Here is a 24,923-nt window from a genome sequence, read left to right as displayed (position 1 = left end):
CAACTACAGAATTTATACGACTTTCTCAGAAAAACATGGTATAATTTTATCAATCATTTCCAAAAAGGAGAATCCTATGACTATCTATTTCGGTACCTACACAAAACGTGAATCAAAAGGAATTTATAAAGCAAATTTTGACTCTGAAACAGGACAACTTAGCAATCTAGAATTGGTCACTGAAGAACCTAACCCTACCTACCTTGCCTTTGATAAGGTCGGACATCTATACTCCGTCGGCGCTGAAAATGGTCTAGGAGGTATCGCTGCCTTTAATGCTGACTATACTCTACTCAACCATGTTGTATCAGAGGGTGCACCACTTTGCTATGTCGCTGTAGATGAAGCAAGAGATTTAGTTTATGGCTCCAATTTCCACAAAGGGCAACTACTTGTTTATAAACGTTTGGCGGATGGGTCACTAGAATTAGCTGATGTCGCTCAACACGAAGGATCTGGGCCGCACGAAAACCAAGCTTCCGCCCACGTTCACTTTTCTGATTTGACGCCCGATAAATTTTTAGTAACCTGTGATTTAGGATGTGATCAAGTGGTAACCTATAAGGTATCTGACCAAGGAAAAGTAGAGAGAATCGCAACCTATCAGGCTGCACCAGGAAGTGGTCCACGTCACATTGTCTTCCATCCTGTCGCAAAAATCGCCTATCTCATCTGTGAACTCAATTCAACTATTGAGGTGCTTATCTATGACGGCTGGGGACAATTTGAACACCTACAAACTGTCTCTACTCTCCCAGAAGACCATACTGGTTTCAACGGTACTGCCGCTATTCGCATCACAAAGGATGGTAAATTTATTTATGGATCCAACCGCGGAAACGACTCTATCGCAGTCTACAAAACGCTTGCTGATGCCAGCTTAGAATTAGTTGAAATCGTCCCAACAAATGGAAAAACTCCTCGCGATTTCACGCTTAGTCCTGATGAAAAGCATTTGATTGTTGTCCATCAAGATTCTGACAATGCAACTGTATTCGAAAGAGATGCCGAAAATGGCTGTTTGACTGAGCTCTCACACGATTTCTATGTTCCTGAAGCAGTTTGCGTTACATTTTTATAAGTCGTTTCAGTTGTGAAATCCGTACAGTTTTGGTTTAATAGTCTCATAGGAGGTGATTTCAACATGAATCCAGTAGATCTTTTTAACCAAGTAAAAGAATTGATTGCAAACAAAGACTTTGATGGTGCAAAACAATTTATCGAAGAAAACAAGGACCAATTCGGTGAATACTTGGAACAAGCAAAAGGCTTGTTATCAGGTTCTGAAGGTGTTAACGGTCTTTTAGATAAAGTTAAAGGCTTGTTCTAATACATGTAAAAACTAGGCTGAGGAGGTTCAGTCTAGTTTTTTTGTTTGTTCAAAAATATTTGTTATCTCTTGCAATGAAGGAATTACCAAATCACTCTTCAATTTTTCATTTTCACTGGCATGCTTTCCAAAACCTGTCAGTATCCGTACAGTCCACATTCCCAAAGATTTAGCAGGTAGAATATCATTATCATACCTATCCCCGACATAGACAACTCTATCTGCAGGGATGTTTGCTTTTTGCAAGGCAAGTGTGAAAATCGTTGTATCTGGTTTAGATAGCCCAACCTCTTCAGAGAGGACGATGAGTTGAAAATAAGACTCAATTCCCCACTCTTTAAGCAGTTCTCTAATACTACTAGACTGATTGGCAATAATCCCCAATCGATAGTTTTGTGATAACTTCTCTAGAGCATCTATTGTTTCAGGATACAGGCTCACACCCTCATTTGTCCACAAAGGACGTGGCTCGGTCGGTGCAAAATATTGCCAGGTCACACGAATGGGGTCCAGCGACTTATGAGCATACTCCACCATTTTCTTTTTATAAGAATCTGATGAAACCTCTATATCCAGAGACTCTAACTTCTTCACACACTTGTCTATATAATAACCATAAGCAGCCTCTTCATCTAAAAGCGTTGAACCCAAATCAAAAAATATCCACTCTATCATCCCACTCTCCATCTCTTTTCAAAATGAGAATACTTAAGTTGATCTGCCTTTTTAGAATATCATTTTATCAATATCAAGACAAAGAAAACTCCCTAGAGAGTTTTGCTGTCCCTCACTTTGTTAGTCCGAAAATAAATTAGCACACTGTACGACGAAAAAACAAGTCTGGAGCTTTCCAGACTTGTTCTTATTATAACCCTTGCTATTCTAGCTCAGGGATAAATTAGTACAATGTACATAGAAAAACAAGTCCAAAAATCTTCGGACTTGTTCTTACTATAACCCTCACTATACTAGCTCGGGGATAAAACAGTCTCCCAGACATTGAAAAACAAGTCTGGAACTTTCCAGACTTGTTCTTATTATAACCCTCGCTATTCTAGCTCGGGGATAAATTAGTACACTGTACTAATTTATTTTTTCAAGTTGTAGAATGAGTTCAAGCCTTTGTAGACTGCAACTTCACCAAGTTGATCTTCGATACGAAGCAATTGGTTGTATTTAGCGATACGGTCTGTACGTGACAATGAACCAGTCTTGATTTGGCCAGCGTTAGTTGCAACTGCGATGTCAGCGATTGTTGAATCTTCAGTTTCACCTGAACGGTGTGATACAACGGCAGTGTAGCCAGCTTCTTTAGCCATTTCGATAGCTTCAAATGTTTCAGTAAGAGTACCGATTTGGTTAACTTTGATAAGGATTGAGTTAGCAGCACCTTCTTTGATACCACGTGCAAGGTAGTCAGTGTTTGTTACGAAGAAGTCGTCACCAACCAATTGAACGCGTTTGCCAAGACGCTCAGTAAGAGCTTTCCAGCCATCCCAGTCGTTTTCATCCATACCATCTTCGATAGTGATGATTGGGTATTTGTTAACCAATTCTTCAAGGTAGTCGATTTGTTCTGCAGATGTACGAACAGCAGCACCTTCGCCTTCGAATTTAGTGTAGTCGTAAACTTTACGCTCTTTGTCGTAGAATTCAGATGACGCACAGTCGAAACCGATCATGATGCCGTTTTCGCCAGCTTCGTAACCAGCAGCTTCGATAGCTTCGATGATTGTTTCAACACCGTCTTCAGTTCCTTCGAACTTAGGAGCGAAACCACCTTCGTCACCAACAGCTGTTACCAAACCACGAGCTTTCAAGATTTTCTTCAAAGCGTGGAATACTTCAGCACCCCAACGAAGACCTTCTTTGAATGAAGGAGCGCCAACTGGCAAGATCATGAATTCTTGGAAAGCGATTGGAGCATCTGAGTGAGAACCACCGTTGATGATGTTCATCATTGGAGTTGGCAATACTTTAGTGTTGAATCCACCAAGGTAAGTGTAAAGTGGCACTTCAAGGTAGTCAGCAGCAGCACGCGCAACAGCGATAGAAACACCGAGGATTGCGTTTGCACCCAATTTACCTTTGTTAGGAGTACCGTCAAGAGCGATCATAGCGCGGTCGATAGCTTGTTGATCACGAACGTCAAAACCGATGATAGCGTCAGCAATCACGTTGTTCACGTTGTCAACAGCTTTTTGAGTACCAAGACCAAGGTAACGAGATTTGTCACCGTCGCGAAGCTCAACTGCTTCGTGCTCACCAGTAGAAGCTCCTGAAGGAACCATACCACGTCCGAAAGCACCTGATTCAGTATAAACTTCAACTTCAAGTGTAGGGTTACCGCGTGAGTCAAGGACTTCGCGAGCGTAAACATCAGTAATAATTGACATTATATTACTCTCCTTTGAGTTTAAAATTGTTACATAGCTATCATACCCTAAAAGAAGGGATTTTTCAAGAAAAAACAGGTTATTTTACTGAAAGAAATAATGTAAACGCCTTCCTTTTCAAAGTTAACTGAGTATGTTATACTGAAACCATGAATGATTTAAATACTACCATACTACAGAAAGCCTCTGGCGAAACACGATTGAATCCAGATGAACAACGTCTATACATGGGAACCTATCGCGAACGGGTTGTCCTGCTCGTTTCCTTTGACGATTTGAGTAGTGAAGTCGTCGGAAATAAGTTCGATACAATTTGCCAAAAACTAGCAAGTAGCTACTCTCCTCTATTCCTCAAACTCTCGCCAGCCCTGTCTGACAAGCAACAAATTTCACTACTAAAAATTGCTCAGAACTTCGGCATTACTACCGCTATCATCGATGAAAAAATAGGACAATCTCCCTACGCACTTGTCTTTCATACAGACCACGCTGTGGATAATGAAGAAGTTAGCTTAGAATCTATATTTCCAAATCTTATCTCAAAACCAGAAGAAAAAAAGGAAGATGCAAAACCTTCCTTCTGGAAAAAATTATTTGGTTAGACTTATTTATCAATAAAGCAGTATAAATATTAAAGTAAAAATAATACAGGTTAGACAAAGGATTCCTAGCAATCTGCCTCTTTCATTTTTTTCATTGAAAAAGAACATTGCTCCATTTGCCTTTATTACATTCGTTTCCATTCCTCTTTCTTTTTTGGAAAGTCTCATAACAGATACTAGCTTTGCAAGACAAATAACAATAAATAAGATAATAGCCACATATTTCACTAATTCCATCTTTGTTGACCTCCTAACTGAAGAATTCTTGCCACCTGTTCTGCCGTGCGGACCAGTTTTTTTTCTGCTTTTTGAAGCGTGTCCTCCAAACTTTCAACGCTTGCAATGATCGGAAAAGCGGCGCAGATATTTTCAAAAGGAAACTCGGGAAGATCGTCTTTGAGGCTACCACAAATTGCAATGATGGGAATCCCAGTCGGCGTACGTCTAGCTACTCCTATCGGAGTCTTCCCTGATAAGCTTTGGGCATCCATCCGCCCTTCTCCGACCACAACCAGATCCGCTTTGGCAACGCAATGATCAAAATCCAACTGGTCCAAGACAAAGTCAATGCCTTTTTGAATGCGAGCACCAGCAAATTGGACTAAACCTGCTGCCATACCTCCTCCAGCACCCGCTCCAGCCAAATCGAGTAGCATTGGATTAACTAATTTATAAAAGGACTCCATTTTCTTGTCTACTAGTTCAAATTCAGCAGAGGCAAGACCTTTCTGACCTGCAAAAACAAATGTGGCTCCCGCTGGTCCACAAAGCGGATTCTCCACATCCGTTACCAAATCAATCCTGACCTGAGATAAATCTACCAACATATCCTCTGTGGAAAAACTGACAATCTCCCCGATATGAGCTCCAATTGCCTCTACTTCTTTTCCCTCTCGATTATAAAATTTCACTCCTAAACCTGCCGCCATTCCGATACCACCATCATGGCTGGCAGAGCCACCTACTCCTATAAATATGCGTTTGACACCGTTTTGAACGAGCTCTACAATCAGCTCCCCAATTCCTTGTGTCTTAATAAAGAGAGGACTCCTTTTTCCATGCGGGATACTTGCAAGCCCTACAATCTCAGCCATTTCAAAAACCGCAAGATCATCTTTAACCGCATAGGAAACCTTAATTTTATCTCCAAATGGGCCTGTCACCCAAGTCTGGGTTACATCCAAGGATAAGGCCTGCATTAGACTCTCAACTGTCCCTTCGCCACCATCTCCTAGGGGAATTAAGTCATACCCTGCTTGTGGATAAACCTTAGAAAATCCTTTTTTAATCGCTTCAGCAACCTTTGTAGCTGAAAGAGACTCTTTAAATGAATCTGGAGCAATGAGAATATGCATGATACTAACCTCCTTTATATTATTAGTATATCACGCTACTATTCAGCTTTCAATAAATCTTTTCTGTTTTTCATCGTCTGTGTTATACTGAAAGAAAGGAGATAAGTATGTATCAAACTATATTATTTGACTTAGATGGAACTCTTACTGATTCTGGACAAGGAATCTTAAACTCCGTCGCCTACGCACTAGAAAAAATGGGAATTGAAGAACCAGATACAGCCAATTTAAACCGATTCATCGGCCCGCCACTCTATGAATCTTTTTCACGATTCTACCAACTCAGCCCTGAAGATACACAAAGTGCAGTTGATGCTTTCCGTATCTATTTTAAAGAAAAAGGAATGTTTGAAAATCAACTCTATCCTGGAATCATCCCTCTGCTTGAAGAATTGAGAACAGCTGGAAAAACACTAGTAATTGCTACCTCAAAGCCAGAAATATTTGCCAAACAGATTCTAGAACATTTTGGTATTGCTCACTACTTTGATGTCATTGCCGGTGCTAGTCTGGATAGTAGTCGCATCAGTAAGGCGGACGTCATCGGCTATGCTATAAATCAATTAGAAGCATTTCCAAACCATGCTGTGATGATTGGAGATAGGGAACATGATATTGAAGGAGCACGCAAACACCAACTTCCCGCTATCGGTGTTCTTTACGGCTATGGGAACAAACAGGAATTTGAAAAGGCTGGGGCCACCATGATTGTCGAAACCGTCCAAGATTTGAAAAGGATTTTACTGACAACAGAATAAAGAGGCTGGGCAAAAAGACCAACCTCGCTTCTCAGGGTTCGTGTCAACATCTCAGCGCAGTGGTTGATTGGCAGATTTGTTCGTGTTTTACACTCCAAATCTGACCTAATCAACTGTGCGGGGGCGGGAAGACGAACTCTTTTTTTGACTAGTCGAGTTCTTTCCCGCTCCCATTATTTACTATCTAAAATCTCTATTAGTTTATAGAGATTTTTTTCATTTATTTGGTAGGGCGCCTGTTCTTGGACAATCGGTTTAGCACAGAAAGCTACTCCAATTCCTGCTCGTTGAATCATTGGTAGATCATTTGCTCCATCCCCCATGGCAATCGTTTGAGATAGACTCAGCCCATTTTCTGTCGCCCATTCTTCTAAACATGCTTTTTTAGTATCTTTCGTTACAATTTCACCCAATACTTGTCCCGTCAATACTCCATCTACTACTTCTAATCGATTAGCCCGAACATAGTCTAACTCTAACTGTGCAGCTAGTCGATCGACTGTTTCATGAAACCCGCCTGAAACGACTGCTACCTTATAGCCTCGCATTTTTAATTCTGAGACTAATTCTGCTGCTCCAGGCGTAAAGTGGATTTTTTTGATAATTCGATCAAACACAGAAACAGGCAGTCCCTTTAACAACGCCACACGTTCACGTAAGGCTTCTTCAAAATCCAATTCCCCACGCATAGCACGTTCGGTAATTGCTGCAACTTGCGCTCCTAAACCGGCCTCTTCTCCAAGTAGATCTATTCCTTCTTCCAAAATTAATGTTGAATCAACATCCATAACTAATAATCCAGTTGTCATTTCCGATATTCCTTTCAAAGTATAAAAATAAAAAGCCAAATGGCTTTTTATCTAATAGCGAATGGCTTCGCGAGTTTTTTCGTATGAACGTACAAAACGCTCTGTTACACCAGGTTCAACTGTTTCCAGAGCAAATGAAATTTCTTCAAATGCTGCTTGGTAATCAAAATCCTTTTCAAAAATTGATAATGAACGGTTAAATGCTTTTTGCACACTTTCATCGAATGAACGATAACGGTTAGAGTATTGTAGCAACTGCTCTGTTAAAGTCGCATTTTGCACAATCAAATACGCTAACTCTTCCAATTGATTCATATCATACGTTGCATTTTCCAACAAACGGTTAACAACTTCGATATTGATTCGTTTATAGTCTAGCTCGGCAATCAAGGCTTCCACATGATCGCTCGTTCTAAAGAAGTTTGTTAAAAATTCAGCTGGAATTCCTGGAAGGTTGCGTTTTTCCATATAACGCTTAAGGGTATGCAATTTGTTGATATAAAGTGTAGCTTTCTTACGCGCTGTGCTCTCTGACAATTCTTGTGATTTAAGATAGTCAGCTAAAACAAGCTGCTCCTCTTCGATTTCTTTCAAGCTTGCCAATGAATGGTCCAAACGCTCTTCCAAAATAGAATATGCAACTTGTGGATTTTCAATGTCTTCCACACTTTCTGTAACAACAATTTCAATCGATTCCAAACGAGCTTTAAGCTGATTGATCCGTGAAAGTTTGCTATCTGCCAGCAAGTAAGTTGCGTTTAGGCGTTGGCTTTCCTCATCCAAGAGCTGTGTATTTTGGACAACATGCTCCAAGAATTTTGGCAAGTTTTTACTAATCTTAACAGCTTCCTTATTCGCTTCGATTTCACGATTGAAGACTTTATACAAATGATCAATTTTTGCTTGAATTCCCTCATTTTCAGCTTCTGCCGCATCCAAATCAAAGGAAACAATCAAAGCAGTATTTTCACGAATTGAAACACGAATATTTTGGAACTGTGACTCGATGTTAGCTTCTGTGAACAAATAATTCTGCTCAACCAGTTTACGATAACCCGACTCCAAATCTTCCAATTGCTCTGGGAAGTCTTTTGTAACTCGTTCAATCAAACTTGGAATGCGATCCATGATTTGATTGAGAGCAATCATATGCTCTTCAGTCTTATCAAGGATTTCAGAAGCTTCAATCGGGTCACCTGAGGAATTGAGCATCACAAATTCAGAAAACTCAACTTCAATATTTTTCAATTGTTTCTCAAGTTCTGGTAGTGTCTCACCGTAGCTATCTGGATTTTCACGAACAGCTTCCTGTAAACTATCGAACAAGTTTAACGCATGTTTTACGCGACCAGAGTTTTTCTCTTCTTGCTCCTTCAACTCCATCAAACCTTGACGGATAGAGGCAATATCTTCTTCAATTAAATCAATTTGGCTGTCGATACTCTCGATAGCGTTCTTTGCACTCACAAAGCGAAAGGCATTGTTATAGCCTTCTGCCTCAAAGATATGATTTTCAATATCGGCAAATGAATTGAGAGACAAATCAACCCATTTTTGATTCCATTCACGGAATGACACCTGACTTTGACCAATCAAATGAAGTGCTTTGACAGTTTCGACTTCTTCATTAACTGGAAGGTTAAATAGCTCTTCCTTACGTTCTTCCAATGCAACCAAAAGGTTGTCATTTCGTTTACGAACAATCAGGCAAGCTACATAGGCAATGATTAAAATAATAACAATCGAAACGATTAAGATGATTGTTCCTGTAGGCATGTAAATCTCCTTAGCTCATAGTAATTACTAGAAAATATCGCTTAATTATACCATAAATCTCTAGTATATGCACTTGTTTTTTTAGTTTTTAAACATCCAATGTTGAATAAACAGCATTTTCCTCGATAAACTCTCGACGAGGTTCAACCTTATCCCCCATTAGCATGTCAAAAATCTTATCGGCTTCTGCCGCATCATCAACTGAAACGCGTGCCATGAGACGATTTTCAGGATTCATCGTAGTTTCCCACAACTGATGATCATCCATTTCTCCCAAACCTTTGTAACGTTGGATCGTTGGCTTGGACCGTCCCGTACTATATCTTTCTAAGGCATCTTGCAATTCTTGCTCTTGATTAACCCCAGGTTGAATATATTCTTTTATCTCACTTCCAACCTTGATACCGTAAATAGGTGGTTGAGCGATATGTACGTATCCCGCTTCTACAACAGGACGCATGTAGCGGTAAAATAATGTCAGAAGGAGTGTCCGAATATGGGCACCATCGACATCGGCATCTGTCATAATGACTAATTTTTGATAACGTGCCTTGCTAACGTCGAAATCCGCACCAAAGCCAGTTCCCATAGCTGTAAATAGACTACGGATTTCTTCGTTGGCCAAAATCTTGTCCATGCTGGCTTTTTCTACGTTCAAAATCTTACCACGAATCGGTAAAATAGCCTGAAATTCACGGTCGCGACCGGATTTAGCTGAACCACCGGCTGAGTCCCCCTCAACAATGAAAAGCTCTGTCTTCGTTGCATCATTTGAGGAACAGTCCGCTAACTTACCTGGGAGGTTTGAGATTTCAAGACCCGATTTCTTACGAGTTACCTCACGCGCACGCTTAGCAGCAATACGAGCCTTGCTTGCCAAGATCCCTTTTTCAACAATCCGTCTAGCAATCTGTGGATTTTCCAAAAGAAATTCTGCAAAGGCATCAGAGAAAAGGCGGTTGGTAATTTTGACCACTTCACTATTCCCAAGTTTTGTCTTAGTTTGTCCCTCAAATTGAGGCCCTGGGTGCTTAACAGAAATGACCGCTGTCAAGCCTTCACGCACATCTTCACCAGTCAAATTGTCCTCATTTTCTTTGAGAATTTTATTTTTCTTGGCGTAGTCGTTGATAACACGTGTCAGAGCTGTACGGAATCCTTGCTCATGAGTACCACCTTCATGCGTGTGAATATTGTTGGCAAAACTAACTACGTTTTCATGATAACTCGTTGTATATTGCATGGCAACCTCAACGGTAATATCATCCATTTCACCTTCTGTATAGATAGGGGTCTCAAAAATGACATCCTTGTTCTCATTAAGATACTCAACGTAGGAAGCAATACCACCTTCGTAGTGATATTCCTTTGTTTGCTCTACTCCCTCACGTTTGTCCGTAATAGAGAGATTTAAACCACGATTTAGGAAGGCCAATTCTTGAATCCGCTTATTTAATTTTGCAAAGTCGAACTCAGTCGTCTCAGTAAAAATTTCTGGATCAGGTGTAAAATGTACAGTTGTACCAGAACGGTCTGTTTCTCCAACAACCTCCAAATCTGCAACGACTTCACCTCGTTTATACTCTTGGAAATAGACCTGACCATTTTTGTAGACATGGACGTCTAGCTGAGTAGATAGGGCGTTTACGACTGATGAACCTACGCCGTGCAATCCACCTGAGACCTTATAACCGCCTCCGCCAAATTTACCACCTGCATGGAGCACTGTAAAGACAGTTTCTACCGCTGGACGACCAGTTTTTTCCTGAATATCTACCGGAATACCACGTCCATTATCAATAACCGTGATAGAGTTATCTGGCTCAATATAAACTTCAATTTTATCCGCAAAACCAGCCAGCGCCTCATCGATTGAGTTATCGACAATTTCCCAAACCAAGTGATGGAGACCTTCTTTAGATGTTGAGCCGATATACATCCCTGGACGCATTCGAACAGCTTCAAGACCTTCCAAGACTTGAATCTGACTGGCATCATATTCTTGAGCCTTCTCTTGTAAATCTTTGATTTCTTCTGTCATTTCTTTTCCTTATTTTCTATTTGTTGCTCCTTAAAAATAGAAAAACCAATCCATCTGGATAAAAGCGAGACATATTTTTAGAGCAAAAATCATTCTAACGAATACCCCTTATTATACCATATTTTCTAATATTTTGATAGAAAAAAGAAGAGGAAACATTAGCTCCATCTTCTTCATTACTTTAACTATGATAAACCATTGTTTGAGCTAGGCTTTCCCCATCTCCACCAAATAAATCAACCAATTTATAGGCGAAATCCAAACTTGTTCCAGCGCCTCGGCTAGTGATAATTGGACCATCAACGACCACATCCTCTTCCAGATGAATACCTGACGGAATGTCTTTTTCTTTCCCTGGGAAACATGTATAGTGACGACTATCTAACAAACCAGCCTTATCCAGAACAATTGGTGCCGCACAAATTGCTGCTACTGATTTTCCCGATGCAACCGCTCTTTGCAATTCCGTAATCAGTGACTCTGAATCTCTAAGGTGAACAGAACCTGGCATTCCTCCTGGCAAAACAATCAGATCAAAGGAAGACAAGTCTCCATCAAAGACTTGGTCAGTTTGAACACGAATATCGTGCGATCCCTCCACTTCATGACTATCTAAACCAACAATCTGACAGTCAAAATGAGCTCGACGAAATACATCTACAGGGGCCAATGCTTCGATTTCTTCAAAACCATCGGCTAAAACAACCGCAACTCTTGTCATATAAACCAACTTTCTAACGTTTTATCGTAATTTTTCTATAGCGACGTGATCGATTTGTTTCCTTCTCATCAGCTAGTCGTGACTGATACCCCATTGACAGCACTAGACCAACACCAATCAGATTTGAAACCATGGACGAACCACCTTGGGAGATAAACGGCAAAGGAATACCTGTTAAAGGTAACAAACCAGTCGCAGCGCCAACATTTTCAAACACATGGAACAACAGCATCATGATATAGCCAGTTGATATGTAAGTGTAGTATCGATTATTTGACTTCAACGTTACCCGCAGCATTCGATAAATGAGCAACAAGTATAGTCCAATCAATACCGTCCCTCCAATAAAGCCAAAGTCCTCGCCAATCACCGTAAAAATCATATCACTTTCTCGAACAGGGATAAGAAGATTTGTTTTATTGAAACCTAGTCCTTTTAAGCCACCACTTCCGATAGCTATCAAACTTTGAGCTTGCTGGTAGGTCGTTGATTGGGCATTTTTAAAGGGATCAAGCCAGGCTGCAATACGATTGATTTTATAAGTATCCATCCCCAAATTGTGGAGGAATGTTGTTCCACCAGGAGAAATAAAAATCAGCATAAATCCACCAACCAAAACAATCCCCGTTAAGGCAGTCGGTAATAGAATTTTCCAAGAAACTCCTGATAACAGAAGCATTCCGCTAAAGATTGCTACAAATACTAAGGAAGTTCCTAAATCTTTCTGTAAGGCCAACAAAATCAGGACTGGGATAGTAAACAGTGTCATATAACCAATCAACATAAAATCCTCACGAATTTTTCGATTTGGATAATACTTATGAAAGGTGACAATCACCCTTGACAACATAATGATGTAGGCTATTTTCATAAATTCGGATGGTTGGAAAAGAGTCATTCCACCAATCGTTACCCAGTTTTTTGCTCCCGTTGATGCTACTAAGTCTGGACTGTAGAAAAACAAAGGCAATACCATAAGTCCTAGCCCAAGTACGTACAAGTAAGGTGTGATTTGCCACAGAAACTTAGTGGAAAAGAACATGACCAAAAAAGCTGCCACTGTTCCAATTCCTATCCAAGCAATTTGTTGACCAACCATCTGTACAACATTATCCGGATAATCTTGACTAACCGCAATGTAGAGAGAAATAATCCCCACAACTAATAAAAAAAAGACCGGTAAAATAAGTGAGTAGTCTACTCGACTATCGATTGTTCCCCTATTTTTCATCAATTTCCTCATACTTTCACTTCAAATTCTTACTCGTTCCATTATAGCAAAAATCATCTCTCATTGAAACTAAAAATCTAGTTACATCTGAGGGGATACGATTTATACTCAACGAAAATCAAAAGTAGCCTAGGAAACGAAGTCGAAGATAGAACTGGAGTTCATCAAGGCAAGTTGACAACGGATAATTTTGATTTTCGAAGAGTATTACTAGTGCACAAATCATAAAATACGTGTATCTTCATACCTTCGAACAGGCTGAAATATAATGCTTTACCTTCACACACCCCTTAAGTTTGCCAAAGCCATGAGTATGTAAACCAATGGCAATCATTTTGGCAATCACGCACCAAAAAAGCCCTCTCCAATTTCTAGAGGCAAAGAAAAAATGGTCCACTGGACCATAACTCGCTCTTTTGTTTTCAAGCTCGTGAAAAAACAGTCCGTTAAGGACTGTTTTTTTATTTGAGACCGTATTTTTTGTTGAAGCGATCCACACGTCCATCTGCTTGAGTGAACTTTTGACGTCCAGTATAGAATGGGTGTGAGTCTGATGAAATTTCCACACGGATCAATGGGTAAGTTTCACCTTCGAATTCAACTGTTTCGTTAGATTTCTTAGTTGAACCGCTCAGGAACTTGTAGCCAGTAGTTGTGTCCATGAAGACAACAGTGCGATATTCTGGATGGATATCTTTTTTCATTTTAAAATTCCTTTCTGCCATGGACTCTTTCCGAGCCATAGATTATAACCATTTAAGTTTACCAAAAGTTTGTTCTTATGGCAAGTCTTTTTACCTATTTTTTTAATATTTTTTCAAGTTATAGTACGGAAGCACCCGAAGCAAGGTCAGAAGTTACTCTGGCGCCAAATCCGCCTCTTGAAGGACTGCCCAAGCTATCAGAAATTCTTTCTTTACCAGCAAGAACTTTATCAGAAAGTCCCGAAGTCACTAGAATCCTCCCATCCAGCCCTATCAAGACCGCCTCGATACCATCAGTTTCTTCTACCATCTTATAAATCCGAGTTATGTCTTGACCAAACAGTCGTGTCGTCCAAATCTCACCATCAACAGATTGTTTGGACACAATGGTCAAACTAGCCAGCTGCGACTCGATTGGATAGCCGGTCTCGGAACTCAAAATATGATGATAGGTCTTTCCATTCACGGTAAGGGTTCTTTCGTAAATACCAGAGGTGACTACCGATTCTTCTCCTATTTTGAGGACGAGGGCATTTTCACCACGTGGTTTCTGAGGATCCTGTATACCAATTCGCCAATAGCCATCGGCATTGTGAGGAGCTTGACCAAAGGTCAGGACGTTGCCACCCAGGTTAATCAGTCCAGCCTCCACACCTATTCTTTTAAGGAAGTCGACAATCTTATCTGCCACATATCCTTTAGCAAGAGCACCCAAATCGATCGCCATGCCTTCTTTTTTCAAATAGACTGTCTGCTCCTCATCATCTAATTCAATGTCCCTTGGATTGATGAGTTGGAGTTTTTCACTGATCATTTCTGGGTTTGGAAGTTTGGCATCGCTAAATCCAATCCGCCAGCTTTGCACAAGGGGGCCAATGGTAATATTCAAAAAAGATCCCTGAGCCAGACTGTGTTCTTTGCCCAACTTAATCAATTCATACAGGTCATCAGCAACAGGAACCGCCTGAACACCTGCATTGAGGTTGACCTCCATCAATTCAGAGGTCAAGTCATTGGCAGAAAAGCGGTCCTTGTAGAGATAGAGAAGCTCTTCTACCTGATCCAAAATCGGTTCTGCCTGAGGATGCCATATTCTGGTTTCAATGATGGTTCCCATAAGACGAAGGGAGCGACTACTTGCTTGCATTCCTCACTACCTCTTGGATTTCTTGGTATATTTGTTCATTTTCGGAGAGTGAATAAGAGTTAGCACCACTTGCTAGTGGGTGGCCACCGCCATCGTGGCGTTTGGCAATCTCGTTGATTGGAAGATACTTGCTGCGCAAACGGACTCTGTAATTTCCGTCAGTTTGTTCCACAAAAATCCCCCAAGATTGAACGATTCCAATCCGTCCTGGTGCACCTACGATAAAGGAAGTGTCCGCATCGGTCACGCCATATTTTTCGAGAATATCCTGTGTCAAAACGACACGTGCCGCACCATGTTCATCCACTTCCAAGTTGTCGTAGACGTAACCTGTCAACTTGGCAATCTTGAAATCAATGGTATCCATCTGGCGAGACATCCTTGCAAAGTCAAAATCTTCTTGGCGGAGACGAGCAACAATCTCAAAGGTGCGCGAGCTGGTTGCTGGATAGAGAAAGCGGCCTGTATCGCCCACAATTCCTGCATAGAGTAGACGAGCAATCTCTCCATCTAGTTCCAGTTGGCTCTGGATGGCCAGTTCCGCAATCATTTCACTGCATGAACTGGCTTCCGTATTGACCCAGAGCAGGTCGCCATAAGGCTCTTCATTGGGGTGATGATCGATTTTAATCAAGAAATCTCCTTGAGTATAACGGTCGTCATCCACACGCGCCGTATTGGCAGTGTCTGTCACGATAACCAAGGCTCCTTGATAGTCTTGGTCTGCAACTGCGTCCATTCCTGCCATCCAAGCAAGATTTGGTTCCTCAAAACCGGTTACCTTGATGTTTTTTTCAGGAAAATTCTTCTGCAAGAGTTTCTGCAAGCCAACTTGACTACCAATGGCATCCGGATCTGGTCGTTTATGTCGATGAATAATAATCGTGTCGTATTCGTGAATTTTTTCAATAATTTTACTGTAAATTGTCATAGCAACTCCTTTTCATCATTTTAGCATAAACTTCCCCTTTTGAAAATGATGGGAGTGTGGTATAATGGAATTACTATGTAATTTGGAGGAAATTATGGCACTAGCAAAAATAGTTTACGCTAGTATGACTGGTAACACAGAAGAAATTGCTGACATCGTCGCCAGTAAGCTAGAAGAGTTAGGTTTGGAAGTACAGGTTCACGAATGTACGACTATTGAAACCGAAGAAATCTTGGATGCGGACCTCATCGTGGTAGCCAGCTACACCTATTCTTACGGTGGAGACGGTGAGCTTCCAGATGAAATTGTTGATTTCTATGCTGACCTAGCTGACTTAGATTTGACTGGTAAGGTCTACGGTGTTTGTGGTTCTGGCGATACCTTCTATGATGACTTCTGTAGTGCAGTAGATGACTTTGATGTCATGTTGGGTTCACGTGGTGCAACTAAGGGTGCCGAAAATGTTAAGGTAGACCTTGCCGCTGAAGATGAGGATATTGTTAACCTTGAGCAATTCGCGACAGACCTTGTTGCAAAATTAGATACAATGAATTAACTGACAAACAGACTGGCTTCATCAATAGGTCTAGTCTGTTTTCTTTTAGCCATTTATTAAGATTGTACACCTATTGTTTGCAATCTTTATTTTTTTGATATATAATTAACTGGTTAAGTTTTTTAAAAAAAGGAGAATTTTATGGCTAAAAAATCAAAAATGGCACGCTATCAGAGACAGTTGGAATTAATCGAACGTTATGCGGATTTGCGAAAAAGTCTCAAAGAAAAAGGTGACTATCAAGCACTTCGAAAATTACCTCGCGACTCAAATCCAAATCGACTGAAATACCGCGACAGGACCGATGGCCGTCCGCATGCTTATATGCGAAAATTCGGTGTGAGTCGGATTACCTTCCGTGAATTAGCCCATCTTGGTCAACTTCCTGGGGTAAAAAAAGCAAGTTGGTAACTTCCTCAAACAAGGCTAGTATTCTGCCTTGTTTTTTGCTATACTAAAAAACAACTGAAACAATATACGGAGGTTTATAAGATGAATTTGGATTGCATCCGCGAACAGATTAACACGATTGATAGCCAATTGGTTGAACTACTTGAAAAACGAATGGAGTTGGTCGACCAAGTCACAGCCTACAAACGAGCAACAGGTAAGCCTGTTTTGGATACCAGCCGAGAAAATGCTGTCCTTGAACGAGTTGGAAAATTAGTCCAAAAGGATGATTACCGCTCTGCCATTCAAGCGACCTTTAGCGATATCATGGCCCAATCGAGAGCCTATCAAGCTGCAAAATTAGCTCAAGATGACCAGTAAAGTCAAGCAAGCTAGCCAATTCCTCGCCTTTTCTATTCTTATGGGACTGATAGCAGGATTGGTGACCACACTCTTTGGAAAAATTCTACTAGGGATTGGTGACTTACGGTCTGAATTCTTTACTTATCTAATCCCCTTTCTGCCACTTGCAGGGTTGGTGATTGTTTTCGTCTATCAAAAATGGGGGAGGGAAGTCCAAGCAGGTATGGGCTTAGTCTTCAGAGTTGGACAAGGTGAGAATGTGCACATTTCTCCAGTTCTCATTCCGCTCATCATCACTACAACTTGGCTCAGTCATATTTTTGGCGCTTCCGTTGGCCGCGAAGGAGTAGCTGTCCAACTTGGAGCCAGTCTCTCACACTGGTTACAAAAACATGGTTTCACACACTTGTCCAAAGACATGGTAACAAAGATTGGTATGGCCGCAGGTTTTGCAGGGTTATTTCAAACACCATTGGCTGCTAGTTTCTTTGCCATTGAGGTAGTAATCGTTGGCCAATATTCTTGGACTAGTCTCCCCTATTGTCTAGTTGCCGCTTTCACGGCTTCTACTACTTCCCATTTACTGGGATTGGAGAAATTTTCGCATACCATCACTACTACCTCATTCTATTTTACAGATAGTTTTAAATGGCTTCTGATTGCCATCTGCTTTGGAGTTGTCGGTAATTTATTTGCTTGGTTTCTGGCGCAAGCAAAAAGCATCTCAACTCGATGGCTTCCAAATCCTTACATTAAAATAGCTATCATGGGAGTTGGACTGACCGTTCTACTATTTTTCTTCCATCAAGGTCGTTATACTGGTCTCGGAACCAATTTGATCGATGCCAGTTTAGCTGAAGAACAGGTGTTTGCTTACGATTGGCTACTAAAACTCCTACTAACCTGTCTTTGTTTGGCTGCAGGTTTTCAAGGGGGCGAAGTTACTCCACTCTTTGCGATTGGAGCAAGTGCTGGGGCTGTTTTAGCAGGATTACTAGGTCTACCAACTGAACTTGTTGCAGCCCTTGGGTATTGTGCCGTATTTGGAACAGCCTCCAATACCATACTGGCTCCTCTCTTCATTAGTTATGAAGTATTCGGAGCTAATATCCTGCCCTATGCTATTCCTGTACTTGCCATAGCTTATCTTATAAACAGAAAACAGACTATTTATGGACAGCAGGTGAGGAAATTCAATAATGCAAAAAAGCCTATCATTTAGGCTTTTTCGTATACTCTCCATCTCCCCTGCAGGAATCGAACCTGCAACTAATTCTTAGGAGGAATTTGTTATATCCATTTAACTAAGGGAAGTCTGCCTCTCTATTGTACCCCAGAAGAGAGCAGATTGCAAGAGCAAGGTTATGTAAGTTTTTTCAAATTTTTACAAAAAAGCAGAACTTACTCTAAGATGAAACACTATTGTTTTTATGTATTTCTCTCATGATAGTCTCTAAAAGAAGCGATTCTAGAACATACTTCGAAAGTTTGTCACTTTTATGCTTGATCCCTATTGCCCTTCCTTACGTCTCATTGAAACAGCCATTCCGAGTGAGACTAAGCCACCCAAGCTAATAAGAAGTGAGCCTAGGGCTTCTTGACCGGTATTTGGAAGTGTTTGATTTCCTGATGCTTTTTCAGCTTTCTTATTTGAAATAGGAGCCACACTTCCAGATGGTGCCGGTTGCTCGTTTGCTTTCTGATTTGCTACACTATCGCCACCGTCGCTTGCTTTTTCAGGTGTTTTCGTATCGGTAGTTGTCCCAGCAGTATCTCCTTTTTCTTCTACTTTTGGTTCTTCTACGTACTTCTCTACAAATGCTTTTCTACCTGGAATTGTTGCACTAATGGTTTGACCTGCTTTTTCTAAATCAGTCAAGTACTCCACAAATACTTCTGTATCTGGATTGATAGCACCAATCAGTTTAGCTTCTTTGAAAATCGAGAAGCCGTCCCCACCACCAAATAAGAAGTCGTTGATGACAAGTGTATAGGTTTCTGTCGGAACAATCTCCGTTCCATCTTCTTTGAAGGCTTTAACAACCTTATAAGGATTTTCTTCCGTTGGATTGTCAGTCTTCGTGTAGATATATTTAATGCCAGACATTTGAAGGAAATATTTTTCACCTTCATCATATTGTTGATTTAAGGCTGTATAAATCTGCTCACCTGTCATCTGAACAACTTGCAAGATATTCCCAAATGGTTGCACAGCCTGTGCTGCACCCCAAGTAACTGTTCCATCTTCTTGGACTTTCAAATCTGCCCGAATCCCGCCATCGTTTGTCATTGCAAAGTCAACATCATAACCCGATTTCTTAGCGATAGCTAATTGAGCCGATGTTACTAGATTACCTACAGCACTTTCTTTAAATTCATTCACTTCGCGAGAAATATCTGTCGCTTGACTAGCTGTAGCAATTTTTTGCTCTGTTACTTTTTTAACAATGGTATTTGCCTCATCCACAATTGCCTGAATTTCCGGACTTGGTGTTTTCTGCCCTGGTGCTACTGCAATAATTTTCGCAGTCGGAACAGCTTTAAAGTCGGCAATATCTGTATCATAAACAGCCCTAACATCTGCGTAAGCCTTACCTTGTGAGGTAGCTTGAACAATCAAGGTTTTGCCCGTTGTACCGTTTGTATAGACATGGTTATGACCAGCAAATACAAGGTCAACTGAGTGTTCAGGATAGATTTCATTTAGCTTAGCAATCATATCTGCAGCTTCACCAGCAGCCACACCATCCTTGCTTGTAGCTGGAACGTGAGCCAGTACAACTATCGCATTTACACCTTTTTCAGCTAACTCACGCGCATATTTAGCAATCGTCTCTGCCTCATTCAAAAAAGTGTACTGCTCATAGTTTTTCTTCAAAACAAGATTAGGAATTTCTGTCGTAACTACACCAATAAAGCCAATCTTAGCTTCTTTATCATTCACGGGAATAGTCTTAATAGCGTAGGGCTTCCAACCATACGGAATTTCACCCGTTTCTTTGTCAATAACGTTAGCAATAACAATCTCCTGTTTAGCAGCTTCACGAGTATAATTATCTACAATCTCATTAAACTGACCTTTTTTTGGAGCTTCACCAGTCATGATACGGTTATACTCATCAAGTCCCTCATCAAACTCATGGTTCCCCAAAGTCCCGTATTCAACATCCATTTTATTAAAGACTTTTACAGTTGGTTCATCTTGCAAAAGTCCAGAATTCGATGGACTTGCACCAACCATATCCCCAGCTTGAACACGGATAGACTCTGCAGGTGTCTCTGTTTCTGCTGCTGTTTCTTCAAATTCTGCTTGTGAATCATCCATGTAAGCATCAAGTAAGGCGGCAGTTCCTGCATTCCGAACTGTTTCCCCTTCCAATCGCGCTGTCCCCGTCATATCAAGCGCACCATGGAAATCATTAACTCCCATAATTTGGACAGCTAATTCATCTGCCAAAACAGTTTGTGTTGCAATAACGCTAAAACCAGCTACAAGAGCTAGTATACTGCTTTTCAACCGAATATTCTTTTTCATAAGCAAAACAATGCTCCTTCTATTTTTTTCATATTGACATATCTATAATAATCCTTTTTTTACAGCTTTTCAATATTAAATCAGTCATTTATAACAAAAAATTATAAAAATATTCGTTTATTCTTACTTTTACATCGGTTTTCTGAAAATATATTGTCATTTTTATCTATAATACGAAAATTCCCCTTCTTCCCTTACACAATTCTCTCAAAAATAATCCTGGCAACTAAAAAATCTCTTCCCAAAGGAAGAGAACTGTTCTTATTTAGCTGCTTTATAAAGTTCGTTAACCTTGTCCCAGTTGATTACTTCAAAGAAGGCTTTGATGTAGTTCGGACGGACATTGCGGTAGTTAAGGTAGTAAGCATGTTCCCAAACATCCAATGCCAAAATTGGTTTCAAACCTTGCATGATTGGTGTGTCTTGGTTAGCAGTTGAGATAACTTCCAACTTGCCTTCTTTATTAACAACCAAGAAAGCCCAACCTGAACCGAAACGAGTTGTTGCGGCTGTAGTGAAGACTTCTTTGAAAGCATCAAATGAGCCAAAAGTTGCATCAATATCTGCTGCCAATTCTGCTGAAATTTCTGTTTTTTCAGGTGAAAGCAATTCCCAGAAAAGAGCATGGTTCAAATGACCACCACCGTTGTTGATCAAAGCTTGGCGAATGTCTGAAGGAATTTGGTCAACATTTGAAAGAAGAGCTTCAAGGTCTTCGCCAATTTCAGGATGTTTTTCAAGTGCTGCATTAGCATTTGCAACATAAGTCGCATGGTGCTTACCATGGTGAAGGGTCATTGTTTCTGCATCAATATGTGGTTCCAAAGCATCGTATGCATATGGAAGGTCTGGTAAAATAATTGTCATTTTCGTTTTCTCCTATACTAAGTGATAGTTCTATTCTACTCCAATGTGAGAGCCTTTTCAATTTATTTGTCTGAAACCATGGTTGCCCCTAAATCTAAAATACTCTTTTTACTATGCAATCGCGATTTTTAATAATACCAAATCAAATAAATAATCCTTATCAAATTGGCCTGTTTTAATTTGAAAATCTGTATCAATTAGGAGCTTGACGACTTTTTTCAAAAATCCAATGGACAGATGGCGTGAATCACGCAAAACATACTTTACTTGGTATGGATTCACCTTACGCCCCATAATAGTTGATAACTCAGCTACTATCTGCTGTTCCCCTCGGCCTTGCTCTAGTAGTATTTGCACTTGTAGATAGGTTCGAAATTGGGTTAACATGATGGCAATCAACTTAACCTCTTCCTCACCTTGCAACCGCAAGTCACGAACTAAGTTGCGAGCCTCGTCTACCTTGGATTGTAGAATTAACTGTGTTAAATCAAAGATATTATCTTGTAGTGTTTTGGGGATAGCCGCATCAATATCTGAAATTTCAATCGTCTCTTTTCCCTTATAAGATTGAAGAAAGGCTAGGTTCTTACTGATTTCTGCAAAATCAAAATTGGACTTTTCTAAAAGATATTGAAAAACCTCTCCTCCCATCTGCAATCCAAGACGCATTATCTCCTTTTGGAAATGATTTTCCAAATCCAGCTCCTTCAGGGGATTGGCTTCTAATACTAGTCCATCTCGTTTGAGGAGCTTGACCAGACGACGCTTACTGTCCAACTTACCTGGTGCTAGAATGACCAAACGTGTTGTTTCGACAGGATTTTCCAAATAGGCCTCAAACTGTTTGAGTTCATCATCCGTCAAATGCCGTTTTTTATCTGTCGTTAAATCTGCAAAATAATCAAGAATCACTACTTTTTCGTCTGAAAAGAAGGGAAGAGAAACTAAGTCCAAGTCTACCTGATGATAATCAGCCTCCGACATATCAAAATAGGCAAAACCTAAATCTGCCGCATCAAAATCAAGCTTCCTCAGAAGTAAGTCTTTCGCTATTTGGTATTGTCCGATGTCTTCACCGCATAAAACGGTCAGAAGCTCTAATTTCTCTTTTTTTAATTTTTCAATCTGTTCAATTACTGTCATAAAAACCTCAAAATTCCTTTCTCATTGTACCACAAAAAGAGCCTAGACATAAAGTCTGGACTCTTTCATTTAAATTTATATCAGGAAGGTAGAAAAAATTAATTGATAATCACTCCAAATGGCCTATTTTCCAAATAGCAGTTCCTTTATTAGCTATTCCACCACCCTTTGAAATTCCACCAAGCATCTTGAAAAGTATCCTTTATCCGATCTCTCCAAGTCTTATTTTCTTCTTCCTCAATAGAACGTTTGAACAAGGCATCTGCGTACTCATCCTCTTGTTCCTTTTGATTCTGTTCAACTCGTTTCTTTTCACTTTTATATACTAATTGACCAAAATACAAATTCCCATCGTCTGCAAATTTTAATGTAACAACATCACCTTCTTCGAGTTTCTTATTCAATTTTACAACATAATCTCCACTGCCGTCCGCACGTTCCCCACTTGTATACCACTCTTTAGTTTGGCAATTCTCTGTAGTATAACTCGGACACTTGAGTTCATGCTTTACAGGCTCGACCTTCAACCGTTCTCCATTTATATATGTAGCGACATAACCAAATGAGCCAACATGGACATGAATAGAATCTGAACCCGTTCTAAAAGGAGCTACTTCTACCCCCGGAACATTCTGTTGACCTACTGGTACAAACATTGAAGTCTCCGCCTTTACACTTGATAACGATAGTAAACCGATGACAAAGGTAACTAAAATAAATGATACTTTTCTCAATTTCATTTTGCTTTTCTCCTAGTAGTACAATATATTAACCATAATTAGTATATACCAATTTCATAGAGAAAGCAAGAAAAAACGCTCCTTAAGTAAAAACTAAACTCAAAAACTCAATTCTTATCCAGCACCTTGAAAGGAATGTGGGAATAATCTCTGTGCGTTTTTAAAAATTCCAAGGCTTCTTTTTTTACCTGTACGAGATTGACACCTTGGGCATTGGCCCCATAGACACAGCCACAATAGCACTGGCGATAAATGTCATACTCTTCACACATTTGAACTGAACGCTGATAGCCTCCATTTTTCTTAAAGTCACTCGGAAGATACTGGGTATCGTATAATTTCTGTACCTCAATCCCAACAGCATTGATGGTCTGCGAATTCTTATGTGGACTGATTGTCAAAGCCGAACCAAAATAGTCAAAACCAAGCTCAACTGCCTTCTCCGCAGTCTTATCCAACCGATAATCATAGCAAACCTTACACCGATCTCCCCCCTCTGGCTCATTGGCAAGATGCTGAGTTTTCTTGAAAAATTCCTGAGGGCTATAGTCAGCTTCTAGGTAGCCTACCGACTGTCCAGTTTTCTGATTAAATTCTTTGACAAACTGGGCTGTAACGGCTGCTCGCCGCTGGTACTCCGCCTTTGGATGAATATTGGAATTCGCAAAATAGATGGTTACATCTGCATATTGAGTCAAGTACTCCAATGTATAGGTCGAGCATGGTGCACAACAGACATGCATGAGAATTTTCGGTCGAAGCCCCGCTTCCTGCCACGTGCTCGCCATTTTTTGAAACACTTTATCATAGTTAACCTTTTGATTCGGTGATAGAGTCGATAAAATCTCTTCAACTTTAATCATACAAACCTCCAAATATACATTCATTATACTATATTTGAAGCTTACTGCATAGATAGTAATAACGAGGGAGAGCGCTTGATAAGAATCCCCATTTCCAACTTTAAACAACCTACTCGTGATGAAGAAAACCGATTGCCAGCGGTTCGGAACGTAGACAACCCCCTAAAAATATAAAAAATTGAAGAAGTTTGCGAAAGATAGCAAGTCATTAAACTCTTAGAAACATTGATATTTCGGCGTTTCTGAGAGTTTTTAATTTTCAACATAAAGAAAGACCGTCTGCCGACGGTCCCTATTTCCGACCTAAAACAACCTGTCAGGGTGGGAGACAGAGACTGGGCAAAAACTAGCCAGTAAATAAAAAACACAGATAGATTCAAGCTGATTCTGATGAAATTCAGCCGAACTGTCTGTGTTTTTCTTTCTGCTTCTACTATCTTGGACTAATTTCTTCGCCAATTTCGTGAGATTCATGCTCATTAGGAGGAATCCTATCTCAGTTTCAACCACTTTTTGACCTCTGACATGCACTCTGCGCACGCCAAAAACACCCTTCATCCTACCAAATACAGGTTCGACATCCACCTTGCGTTTGGCATAAATGCGGGCTCCCTCTTTACTTGTCAATTTGTCTTTGACTAAGTTCTTGAAATAGTTCCACGTAG

The 24,923-nt window shown here is 40.4% G+C and carries 25 protein-coding genes, 1 tRNA gene and 1 pseudogene; 8 read left to right on the top strand and 19 right to left on the bottom strand.

The annotated features are described in order from the left end of the window. Window positions 1-76 precede the first annotated feature (76 nt). Complete coding sequence (locus ODU34_RS04610; protein WP_398578386.1) at window positions 77-1,081, top strand: lactonase family protein; 1,005 nt, start codon at window positions 77-79, stop codon at window positions 1,079-1,081. Window positions 1,082-1,144: 63 nt separating this feature from the next. After that, complete coding sequence (locus tag ODU34_RS04605; RefSeq protein WP_002935693.1) at window positions 1,145-1,330, top strand: hypothetical protein; 186 nt, start codon at window positions 1,145-1,147, stop codon at window positions 1,328-1,330. 27 nt (window positions 1,331-1,357) lie between these two features. Here the strand turns inward: ODU34_RS04605 and ODU34_RS04600 are convergent, their stop codons facing one another. Both ODU34_RS04600 and eno read right to left on the bottom strand, forming a co-directional pair. Then, window positions 1,358-2,005 (bottom strand): HAD family hydrolase, encoded by a 648-nt coding sequence (locus ODU34_RS04600; protein ID WP_398578385.1) that lies wholly within the window; start codon window positions 2,003-2,005, stop codon window positions 1,358-1,360. 413 nt (window positions 2,006-2,418) lie between these two features. Continuing rightward, window positions 2,419-3,726, bottom strand: a complete 1,308-nt coding sequence (gene eno, locus ODU34_RS04595; protein ID WP_002935704.1) for a surface-displayed alpha-enolase — start codon at window positions 3,724-3,726, stop codon at window positions 2,419-2,421. 149 nt (window positions 3,727-3,875) lie between these two features. Between eno and ODU34_RS04590 the strand changes: the two genes are divergently transcribed. Further along, window positions 3,876-4,328, top strand: coding sequence for a DUF1694 domain-containing protein (locus tag ODU34_RS04590; protein WP_105179298.1), 453 nt, complete (start codon window positions 3,876-3,878; stop codon window positions 4,326-4,328). A gap of 9 nt (window positions 4,329-4,337) precedes the next feature. Here the strand turns inward: ODU34_RS04590 and ODU34_RS04585 are convergent, their stop codons facing one another. After that, window positions 4,338-4,565 (bottom strand): hypothetical protein, encoded by a 228-nt coding sequence (locus ODU34_RS04585; RefSeq protein ID WP_105179299.1) that lies wholly within the window; start codon window positions 4,563-4,565, stop codon window positions 4,338-4,340. Beyond that, window positions 4,556-5,683 carry a glycerate kinase gene (locus ODU34_RS04580; protein WP_398578384.1) on the bottom strand — a complete coding sequence of 376 codons (1,128 nt, stop codon included), beginning with the start codon at window positions 5,681-5,683 and terminating at the stop codon, window positions 4,556-4,558. The genes ODU34_RS04585 and ODU34_RS04580 overlap by 10 nt, the downstream gene beginning before the upstream one ends. 107 nt (window positions 5,684-5,790) lie before the next feature. On the opposite strand from ODU34_RS04580, the gene ODU34_RS04575 reads away from it, so the two are divergent. Next, the gene (locus ODU34_RS04575) at window positions 5,791-6,441 is read left to right on the top strand and encodes an HAD family hydrolase (RefSeq protein ID WP_105156077.1); all 651 of its coding nucleotides are present in this window, start codon (window positions 5,791-5,793) and stop codon (window positions 6,439-6,441) included. A 173-nt stretch (window positions 6,442-6,614) separates the two neighbouring features. On the opposite strand, the gene serB is transcribed toward ODU34_RS04575, so the two are convergent. The 8 genes from serB to ODU34_RS04535 form a co-directional block, all read right to left on the bottom strand. Further along, window positions 6,615-7,250: a phosphoserine phosphatase SerB gene (serB, locus tag ODU34_RS04570; protein WP_024406868.1), complete on the bottom strand. Its 636-nt coding sequence runs from the start codon at window positions 7,248-7,250 to the stop codon at window positions 6,615-6,617. A 51-nt stretch (window positions 7,251-7,301) separates the two neighbouring features. Then, complete coding sequence (gene ezrA, locus ODU34_RS04565) at window positions 7,302-9,026, bottom strand: septation ring formation regulator EzrA (RefSeq protein WP_398578383.1); 1,725 nt, start codon at window positions 9,024-9,026, stop codon at window positions 7,302-7,304. Window positions 9,027-9,114: 88 nt separating this feature from the next. Next, window positions 9,115-11,067, bottom strand: coding sequence for a DNA topoisomerase (ATP-hydrolyzing) subunit B (gene gyrB / locus ODU34_RS04560; protein ID WP_105179301.1), 1,953 nt, complete (start codon window positions 11,065-11,067; stop codon window positions 9,115-9,117). A 181-nt stretch (window positions 11,068-11,248) separates the two neighbouring features. Next, window positions 11,249-11,788, bottom strand: coding sequence for a DJ-1 family glyoxalase III (locus ODU34_RS04555; protein WP_105179302.1), 540 nt, complete (start codon window positions 11,786-11,788; stop codon window positions 11,249-11,251). A gap of 13 nt (window positions 11,789-11,801) precedes the next feature. Beyond that, window positions 11,802-13,031, bottom strand: coding sequence for an FtsW/RodA/SpoVE family cell cycle protein (locus tag ODU34_RS04550; protein WP_012027447.1), 1,230 nt, complete (start codon window positions 13,029-13,031; stop codon window positions 11,802-11,804). Between the two features lie 449 nt (window positions 13,032-13,480). Next, window positions 13,481-13,723 (bottom strand): type B 50S ribosomal protein L31, encoded by a 243-nt coding sequence (locus ODU34_RS04545; protein WP_012027466.1) that lies wholly within the window; start codon window positions 13,721-13,723, stop codon window positions 13,481-13,483. Window positions 13,724-13,841: 118 nt separating this feature from the next. Further along, window positions 13,842-14,870, bottom strand: a complete 1,029-nt coding sequence (locus ODU34_RS04540; RefSeq protein ID WP_105179303.1) for an FAD:protein FMN transferase — start codon at window positions 14,868-14,870, stop codon at window positions 13,842-13,844. Continuing rightward, complete coding sequence (locus tag ODU34_RS04535; protein ID WP_105179304.1) at window positions 14,857-15,801, bottom strand: bifunctional oligoribonuclease/PAP phosphatase NrnA; 945 nt, start codon at window positions 15,799-15,801, stop codon at window positions 14,857-14,859. Before ODU34_RS04535 ends, ODU34_RS04540 begins: the two co-directional genes overlap by 14 nt. 94 nt (window positions 15,802-15,895) lie before the next feature. On the opposite strand from ODU34_RS04535, the gene ODU34_RS04530 reads away from it, so the two are divergent. The 4 genes from ODU34_RS04530 to ODU34_RS04515 all read left to right on the top strand — a co-directional run bounded on the left by ODU34_RS04530 (window position 15,896) and on the right by ODU34_RS04515 (window position 18,332). Next, window positions 15,896-16,357: a flavodoxin gene (locus ODU34_RS04530; protein WP_012775265.1), complete on the top strand. Its 462-nt coding sequence runs from the start codon at window positions 15,896-15,898 to the stop codon at window positions 16,355-16,357. Window positions 16,358-16,498: 141 nt separating this feature from the next. Further along, on the top strand, window positions 16,499-16,768 hold the full coding sequence (rpsN, locus tag ODU34_RS04525; RefSeq protein WP_002940393.1) for a 30S ribosomal protein S14: 270 nt from the start codon (window positions 16,499-16,501) through the stop codon (window positions 16,766-16,768). An 81-nt stretch (window positions 16,769-16,849) separates the two neighbouring features. Continuing rightward, a complete protein-coding gene (locus tag ODU34_RS04520; protein WP_105179305.1) occupies window positions 16,850-17,128 on the top strand; it encodes a chorismate mutase in 279 nt (92 codons plus the stop codon). Further along, complete coding sequence (locus ODU34_RS04515) at window positions 17,118-18,332, top strand: chloride channel protein (protein ID WP_105179306.1); 1,215 nt, start codon at window positions 17,118-17,120, stop codon at window positions 18,330-18,332. The genes ODU34_RS04520 and ODU34_RS04515 overlap by 11 nt, the downstream gene beginning before the upstream one ends. 20 nt (window positions 18,333-18,352) lie before the next feature. Here the strand turns inward: ODU34_RS04515 and ODU34_RS04510 are convergent. The 7 genes and pseudogenes from ODU34_RS04510 to ODU34_RS04480 all read right to left on the bottom strand — a co-directional run. Further along, window positions 18,353-18,424: transfer RNA gene (locus tag ODU34_RS04510), tRNA-Arg, on the bottom strand. A 196-nt stretch (window positions 18,425-18,620) separates the two neighbouring features. Beyond that, a complete protein-coding gene (locus ODU34_RS04505; protein ID WP_105179307.1) occupies window positions 18,621-20,645 on the bottom strand; it encodes a bifunctional UDP-sugar hydrolase/5'-nucleotidase in 2,025 nt (674 codons plus the stop codon). A 261-nt stretch (window positions 20,646-20,906) separates the two neighbouring features. Continuing rightward, a complete protein-coding gene (gene sodA / locus ODU34_RS04500) occupies window positions 20,907-21,512 on the bottom strand; it encodes a superoxide dismutase SodA (RefSeq protein WP_029751647.1) in 606 nt (201 codons plus the stop codon). Between the two features lie 111 nt (window positions 21,513-21,623). Next, complete coding sequence (gene holA, locus ODU34_RS04495) at window positions 21,624-22,655, bottom strand: DNA polymerase III subunit delta (RefSeq protein ID WP_105179308.1); 1,032 nt, start codon at window positions 22,653-22,655, stop codon at window positions 21,624-21,626. A 149-nt stretch (window positions 22,656-22,804) separates the two neighbouring features. Next, complete coding sequence (locus ODU34_RS04490) at window positions 22,805-23,395, bottom strand: hypothetical protein (protein ID WP_136671171.1); 591 nt, start codon at window positions 23,393-23,395, stop codon at window positions 22,805-22,807. A 107-nt stretch (window positions 23,396-23,502) separates the two neighbouring features. Continuing rightward, window positions 23,503-24,258, bottom strand: coding sequence for an epoxyqueuosine reductase QueH (locus tag ODU34_RS04485; RefSeq protein WP_024387922.1), 756 nt, complete (start codon window positions 24,256-24,258; stop codon window positions 23,503-23,505). Window positions 24,259-24,701: 443 nt separating this feature from the next. Beyond that, a pseudogene (locus tag ODU34_RS04480) lies at window positions 24,702-24,923 on the bottom strand (transposase); the annotation flags it as partial.

The sequence above is a fragment of the Streptococcus sp. 2018WUSS126 genome (genome assembly GCF_044427425.1).
In the GTDB taxonomy this organism is placed as follows: Bacteria; Bacillota; Bacilli; order Lactobacillales; family Streptococcaceae; genus Streptococcus; species Streptococcus hashimotonensis.
Note: the sequence above shows the minus strand (reverse complement) of the source record. Positions and strands in the feature narration are given on the sequence as shown.